Below are 7025 nucleotides of genomic sequence, written 5' to 3' on the forward strand. Positions count from 1 at the left end.
TCGGATCGGTCGGATCGGATATCCGGATGTCGGGGTGTGTCGCGCGTCAGTGCGCGATGCACACGGATTTGGTTTCGGTGAAGCCTTCGATCGCATACTGGCCGAACTCGCGGCCGATGCCCGACTGCTTGTAGCCGCCGAACGGCATCGAAGGATCGAGCGGGATATGGCAGTTCACCCAGACGGTGCCGGCCTCGATCTGCGGGACCAGGTTCATCACGCGCTTCAGGTCGTTGCTCCAGATGCTTGCGGCAAGACCGTACGGCGATGCGTTCGCGAGGCGCACCGCATCGGCCGCGTCGTCGAACGGCAGCACGACGATCACCGGGCCGAATACCTCGTCGCGCACGATCGCGCTGTCCGGACGCGGATCGGCGATCACGGCCGGCTTCACGAAGTAGCCGGGCAGATCGTCGGCCGGCGTGCCGCCCGCGAGGAACGTCAGGCCGTCGCGGCGTGCGCCTTCGATGTGCTGGACGACCTTGTCGCGATGGTGCGCGGACACAAGCGGGTTGATCTGCGCGGTCGTGTCGAGCCCCGCGCCGAGCTTCATCGACTGCGCGACGTCCGCGAGACCGTTGGCGAGCTGCGCGAACTTGCTGCGGTGCACGTAGATGCGCGATGCGGCCGCGCACACCTGGCCCTGGTTGAAGAACGCGCCGGCCGCGACACCGTCGAGCGCCTGCGCGACGTCGACGTCGTCGAGCATCACGATCGGGTTCTTGCCGCCGAGCTCGAGCGAAAAGCGCGTCATGTTCTGCACGGCCGCCGTGCCGACCAGCTTGCCGGTCGCGGTCGAGCCGGTAAACGAGATCTTCGAGATCGACGGATGGCTCGCGAGCGCGGCGCCGCACACGCGGCCGCCGGTGACGACGTTGAACACGCCGGGCGGCACGCCCGCATCGCGCGCGAGTTCCGCGAGACGCAGCGCGGTCAGCGGCGTTTCCGGCGACGGCTTCAGCACGATCGTGCAGCCGGCCGCGAGCGCCGGGATCAGCTTCCATACCGCGATCATCAGCGGGAAATTCCACGGCACGATCGCGGCGACCACGCCGACGGGCTCCTTGCGCGTATAGGCCGTATAGCGCGTGCCGGGCGGGAACGGGATCGACACGTCGAGCGTCTGGCCGGTGATCTTGGTCGCCCAGCCGGCCATGTAGCGCGCGTACTCGACGCTCGCGCCGACCTCGATCGCGCGCGACACGTGGATCGACTTGCCCTGGTTCAGCGTTTCGAGCTGCGCGAGCGTTTCGGCGTCGCGCTCGATCAGGTCGGCGAGCTTCAGCAGGATGCGCTCGCGATCGGCCGGCCGCAGGCCGCTCCACACGCGTGCGTCGAACGCGCGCTTCGCGCTGGCGACCGCCTGCTCGACGTCGTGCTCGTCGGCGTCGGCGATGGTCGCGAGCCGCTCGCCCGTCGCGGGGTCACGGACGTCGAGCCGCGCAGCCGCATGCGCGGGCTGCATTTCACCGTCGATGAAGAGGCCGAAGTCGCGCGCGACAAAGGTGCGCACGGTGTCGCTGACGGCGACGAAGTTCGTGGTGCTCATGGGCGTCTCGATGTTTGTCGTGGCTGAACCGCGTGCAGCGGAGCACGCGGGCGTCGCACCACTGTATCGAGCGGGCCGGGCGGCGGTTAGCGCAAATTGGCAGCGCGTGGGACGAGGTGACGAAGGGGGCTTTCGTCGGACGATTCGGCAATTCGGCCGGTTAGTTTCTGAAGCCGTGCGCGAGGCCCGCAAGCAGCACGTAGCCCTGATAGTCGAGCCAGTAAACGCCGATCGCGAGCGGAACGAGGATATAGAGCAGGTCGTAGGTGCCGCTTCTCGCCGTCCTGATGATCTGGATCGGCAATACGATACTCAGCGCCAGCACGACCAGCGCAACGGCAATCATCGCAATATCCATGTTGTTCGGCCCGTCATTGTTCTGGAAACGACCAGCACGCATGGTACTGCACGGCTTCGCCGCGCCGCGCATTCGTCCGACGTAAACGACGACCCGAACCGTGCCCGTCTACAGAAACAGCGCGCCGACCAGTTCGGTGCGATTCGACACGCCGAGCTTGCGATACATGCGCATCAGGTGCGTCTTGATCGTCGGCTGGCCGAGCGCGAGATCGCGTGCGATCTCCTTGTTCGAGCGGCCGTCGCGCACGAGGCGCGCGATCTGCTCCTCGCGATAGGTGAGGCGCGCTTCGCAATCGATCCGGTGAATCCCGCGCCGCGCCCGCAGCAACGGGCTCAGCGCTGCTTCGGCGATCGGCTGCAGACGCGCGAGCGCGTCGATCTCGCCGGGCGCGAACCGCGCGCTCGCGCCGTCGCCGCCTTGCGCCGCAGTGCCCCCTTCGAAACGCAGCAGCGAAAACGCGCCGACCGTTCGCCCGGCGTCGCGCAGCCAGATTTCGACGACATCGGCCACATCGTGTCGCCGCAGGAAGCGGGTCCAGTACGCGGACGCGTCGCGGCGCTCGTCGGGCAGTTCGGACGAAAGCGTGACGACCGCGCGTTCGCCGGCCGCGCAGCGGGACGGATGCAGCGGGTCGAGCATCCGGTAACGCGCGACATAGGTGCGATGCATCGCTTCCGGCATCCCGAACAGCTCGAAATCGGCCGGTTCCCCGCTCGCGTCGAGCCGGTAGAACACGATCGCGGACGGGCTCGCGAACGCGTCGAACGCGTCCACGCACGCGCGCAGCGCGCGCCGCCAGTCGGCGGCCGCCTGCTCGGCGGGTTCGGATGAGGTCGGCATGGTGGGTGGAGTCGGCTGGCGGACGGACGCGTCGAAGGTCGAGCCAGCCTACCGGCGCAGGACTGCGCCGGTGAGCGCAAATCGGCAAATCGTTGCGGCGGGCGATCGCGGTACGCAGCCCGGGCGGACCGGTGCATCGCTGCCCGTCGCCGCCCGTCAGCGCGCGTTCGCGGCGAACGTGTCGCAGGCGCTCAGCTCGCCCGACTCCATCCCGCGCCGCAGCCAGTACACGCGCTGGTCGCTGGTGCCGTGCGTGAAGCTCTCCGGCACGACATAGCCCTGCCCCTGCTGCTGCAGGCGATCGTCGCCGATCGCGGCGGCCGCCTTCAGGCCCTGCTCGAAGTCGCCCGGCTCGATCAGCCGCTGGTTCGCGCGCTGCGCGTTGTTCGCCCACACGCCAGCGAAACAGTCGGCCTGCAGCTCCATCCGCACCGACAACGCGTTCGAGCGCGCTTCGCTCGCGTGCCGGCGCGCCGCGTCGACCTTGTCGGAGATGCCGAGCAGGTTCTGCACGTGATGGCCGACCTCGTGCGCGATCACGTAGGCCTGCGCGAAATCGCCGCCCGCGCCGAAGCGCTTGCGCAGCTCGTCGTAGAAGCCGAGATCGATGTACACCTTGCGGTCGGCCGGACAGTAGAACGGGCCCATCGCGGTCTGCCCCGTGCCGCACGCGGTCGGCGTCGAGTTCGTGAACATCACGAGCTTCGGCGGCGCGTATTGCGCATGCAGCTGGGACGTGAAGATGCTCGTCCAGGTACGCTCGATGTTGCCGAGCACCTTGCGCGTGAAGACCGCGCCGGAATCGGTCGCGGGTTCGCCCTGGCGCTGCGCGGGCGCCGGCTGCGCCTGCTGCTGCCGGCCCTGCAGCGCCGATGCGCCTTCGAGCACCACGCGCGGGTCGATCCCGAAGAAATACGACGCGGCCAGCGCGACCACGATCGTGCCGATGCCGATCGTCGCCCGACCGCCGCCGAAACCGCCGGCGCCGCGGCGATCCTCGACGTTCACGCTTTCTCTTTCGTCGTCCAGCCTCATTGCCGGCCCTCCCTGTTCTTGTCGATGGTCCGACCGCGTGCGCGACCGGGCGATAGACCGTCGTGCCGCCAGGCGTCGGCGGATGCGATGTCTGCGCATCGGGCGCACGCTCGCGCCGCGCTCGCCGGCCCTGCCGCGCCGCTCGCACGACTGCCGCGGCCAGCCGCGGCGCCCGCTCCGAGGCGCGCCCGCCCGCGCTATTTTGCCGGGCTTTCGTGACTTGTCGCAAAAAAAGCGAGCATAGAGCGATTCGGCGTCGAACATCGTCAGCCTTTGCAAAATGCGCGCGGCTCGGCGGGCCTCAAAATCCGCCGGCTCAAGGCTGCCACGAGCGACCGCTATCGCGCTCGACTCCTTGGCTGGTAAGGTCCTTCATGCGATTGCCCTGGGCTCGGCCGCCTTCATCCTTTCGGCTGATACCGACGCCCGGCCGCCGCGCCTAAAGTGACCGGAACCCCCATCTCCGGAGAACACATGACGCAAGCAGCACCCCGTACGATCGCGATCACCGGCGCGGGCACCGGTATCGGCGCCGCGTGCGCGCGCCGTTTCGCGCGCCGCGGCGACCGCGTCGTGCTGATCGGGCGCCGTCGCGCGCCGCTCGATGACCTGGCGGCCGAGACGGGCGGCCTCGCGCTGGCCGGCGACGCCGCCAGCACCGCGGACTGGGCCCGCTTCCTGCCGCTCGTCGCCGAGCGCTTCGGCCGCATCGATGCGCTGATCGCATGCGCGGGCGGCCACGGCCTCGGCCGCGCGGACGAAACCGACGATGCGCGGTGGCGCGACGCGATGCACGCGAACCTCGACACCGCATTCGTCAGCGCGCGCGCCTGCGTACCCGACCTGATCGCGCAGCGCGGCAGCATCGTGCTGGTCGCGTCGATCGCGGCGCTGGCGGCCGGCCCCGGCGTGTGCGGCTATACGGTCGGCAAGCATGCACTGCTCGGGCTCGCACGTTCGCTCGCGCGCGACTACGGGCCGCACGGCGTGCGCGCGAATGCCGTCTGTCCGGGCTGGGTCCGTACGCCGATGGCCGACGCGGAAATGGCGCCGCTGATGGACCATCACGGCGACACGCTCGACGGCGCGTACGCACGCGTGAGCGCCGACGTGCCGCTGCGGCGTGCGGCCGATCCGGACGAAATCGCGGCCGTCTGCGCGTTCCTCGCGTCGCCGGACGCGTCGTTCGTGACGGGTGCAACGCTGGTCGCCGACGGCGGCGCGATGGTCGTCGACGTGCCGACGCTGGCATTCGACCGGCTCTGACACGGCTGGCAAACGCCGCGCGCGATTGGCATGGCGGGCATTCGGACGCCCGTGCAGCGCCGTTGCGCGCGGCCCCGACATGCGCCGCGCGGCACGCGTCGCTTCGCCGCCGCGTGCGCGTGCGCGTCGCCACGCCTCTTGTTCCGCACCGAAAATCCATTAACATCGACCGGATTCCGCCGCCCGCGCGGCACTGCCTCACCGCTCGGAATTCGATGAACATCCGGTTTCTTGAAACCTTCGTCTGGCTCGCAAAGCTGGAAAACTTCCGGCTCACGGCCGAAAAGCTGCATACGACGCAAGCCGCCGTATCGAGCCGCATCGCGTCGCTCGAGGAGGCGTTCGACGTGCGTCTGTTCGACCGCAATACGCGCTCGGCCACGCTCACTCCAGCGGGCCGGCGCATGCTCGCGTATGCGGAACGGATCGTGCGGCTCGACGGCGAGATGCGCCGCGACATCGACGCGGCAAGCGACGCCGGCCTGATCCGGATCGGCGTGATCGAGTCGATCGTGCACAGCTGGTTTCCGGCGCTGATGGCGCAATTGCGCGAGCGTTATCCGCGCCTCGACGTCGAGATCACGAGCGACACGACGCTGAACCTGATCCGCCTGCTCGGCACCGACAGCGTCGACCTGATCCTTCAGACCGACGCCGTGCCGGGCCCCGACGTCACGAACCTGCCGCTGTGCGAATTCCCCGTGCGCTGGGTCGCGAGCCCGCGCCTCGGGCTCGGCGGCGAACGGCTCGACGTCGCGCGCCTTGCGGAATTTCCGATCGTCAGCTTCTCGCGCCATTCGGGACCGCACGCGACGATCGAGCGGTTGTTCGCGGCCGTCGAGCGGCCGGCCAGCATCAACTGCATCACGTCGGTCGCCGCAATGATCCGCCTCGTCGCCGACGGCTTCGGCGTGGCCGCGCTACCGCCCGCGATCATCGGCCGCGAACTGCGGGACGGCGCGCTCGAACTGCTCGACGTCGCACCCGAATTCCCGACGCTGCCGCTCGTCGCGTCGTATCGCACGCAGGGCCAGCCGGTCGCCGCGCGCATCGCGGAACTCGCGAGCGAGATCGCGCGCGCGATGCCGACCACGGCAGACCACGCGACGGCAGCCGCCAGGTCGACCCGCGCCACCGCCGACGCATCGGCCGAACGCGCGCCGAAGGCGAAAGCCGGCGCGAAGGCCAAACGCACCACGCCGCCCGCGGCCCCCGCCGGGCGCCGCACGCGCCGCTCATAAGAAAACCTGTTCACCGCGAATTTGTTTTCTTGTTGGACGTGCACGGCACGTCTTCGGGAAACTGGGGTTCCTGACATCCCGTCACGAGGAACCCCAGCAATGACCCGCCTTTCCCTTCCGCACGGCCAGCTCTGCGTCTGGACGGATATCGACGCCGCGCACGAAGCGGACTTCAACGCGTGGTACGACCGCGAGCACATGCAGGAGCGCGTCGCGATTCCCGGCTTCACGCACGCGCGGCGCTTTCGCGCGACCGACGGCGGCCCGCGCAAGTATCTCGCGCTGTACGTGACCGACGCGCTCGACGTGTTCCGCGGCGACGCGTACCGGCGCGCGTTCACGCAACAGACCGCGTGGTCGCTCGCGAACTTCGAGCGGATGACGGGCACGCAGCGGCGCGTCGGCGAACTGACGATCGAGGCCGGCGACGGCGAAGGCGCGCAGCTCGCGCTGTTCGTGCTGCCGCCCGATCGGATCGACGTGCCGCGCCTGCGCGAGCGCTTCGACGCCGCGCTGCGCGAGCCGGGGATCCACGCCGCGCGGCTGTTCCGCACCGTGCCCGAGCTGTCCGCGCCGATCGGCGCCGATGCGGCCGCGCGCGCCGCCGCCGACGCGCTCGTGCTGATCGAAGGCAGCGACGCCGCCGCCGCGCGCCGGATCGCGGCGACGCTCGCCGGACACGACGACGTGCGCACCTTCGAGCTGCTGTGGCGCGCCGCCGCGCCGCTGCCGG

The 7025-nt window shown here is 69.8% G+C and carries 7 protein-coding genes; 3 read left to right on the forward strand and 4 right to left on the reverse strand.

Annotation, left to right across the window (positions count from 1 at the left end):
* Positions 1-46: 46 nt before the first annotated feature.
* The 4 genes from BST28156_RS27860 to ypfJ form a co-directional block, all read right to left on the reverse strand.
* Complete coding sequence (locus tag BST28156_RS27860) at positions 47-1549, reverse strand: aldehyde dehydrogenase family protein (protein WP_174903912.1); 1503 nt, start codon at positions 1547-1549, stop codon at positions 47-49.
* 160 nt (positions 1550-1709) lie between these two features.
* On the reverse strand, positions 1710-1895 hold the full coding sequence (locus tag BST28156_RS27865; RefSeq protein ID WP_244131343.1) for a hypothetical protein: 186 nt from the start codon (positions 1893-1895) through the stop codon (positions 1710-1712).
* A gap of 120 nt (positions 1896-2015) precedes the next feature.
* Complete coding sequence (locus BST28156_RS27870) at positions 2016-2750, reverse strand: helix-turn-helix transcriptional regulator (protein WP_174903913.1); 735 nt, start codon at positions 2748-2750, stop codon at positions 2016-2018.
* Positions 2751-2906: 156 nt separating this feature from the next.
* Complete coding sequence (ypfJ, locus tag BST28156_RS27875) at positions 2907-3785, reverse strand: KPN_02809 family neutral zinc metallopeptidase (RefSeq protein WP_060241331.1); 879 nt, start codon at positions 3783-3785, stop codon at positions 2907-2909.
* Between the two features lie 474 nt (positions 3786-4259).
* Between ypfJ and BST28156_RS27880 the strand changes: the two genes are divergently transcribed.
* The 3 genes from BST28156_RS27880 to BST28156_RS27890 all read left to right on the forward strand — a co-directional run.
* Positions 4260-5051 carry an SDR family NAD(P)-dependent oxidoreductase gene (locus BST28156_RS27880; RefSeq protein ID WP_174903914.1) on the forward strand — a complete coding sequence of 264 codons (792 nt, stop codon included), beginning with the start codon at positions 4260-4262 and terminating at the stop codon, positions 5049-5051.
* 215 nt (positions 5052-5266) lie between these two features.
* A complete protein-coding gene (locus BST28156_RS27885; RefSeq protein WP_174903915.1) occupies positions 5267-6292 on the forward strand; it encodes a LysR family transcriptional regulator in 1026 nt (341 codons plus the stop codon).
* Positions 6293-6391: 99 nt separating this feature from the next.
* Positions 6392-7025: DUF4286 family protein (locus BST28156_RS27890; RefSeq protein ID WP_174903916.1), on the forward strand; the 634-nt coding region annotated here is incomplete at its 3' end.

It is taken from the genome of Burkholderia pseudomultivorans, assembly GCF_902499075.1.
Taxonomy (GTDB): domain Bacteria; phylum Pseudomonadota; class Gammaproteobacteria; order Burkholderiales; family Burkholderiaceae; genus Burkholderia; species Burkholderia pseudomultivorans.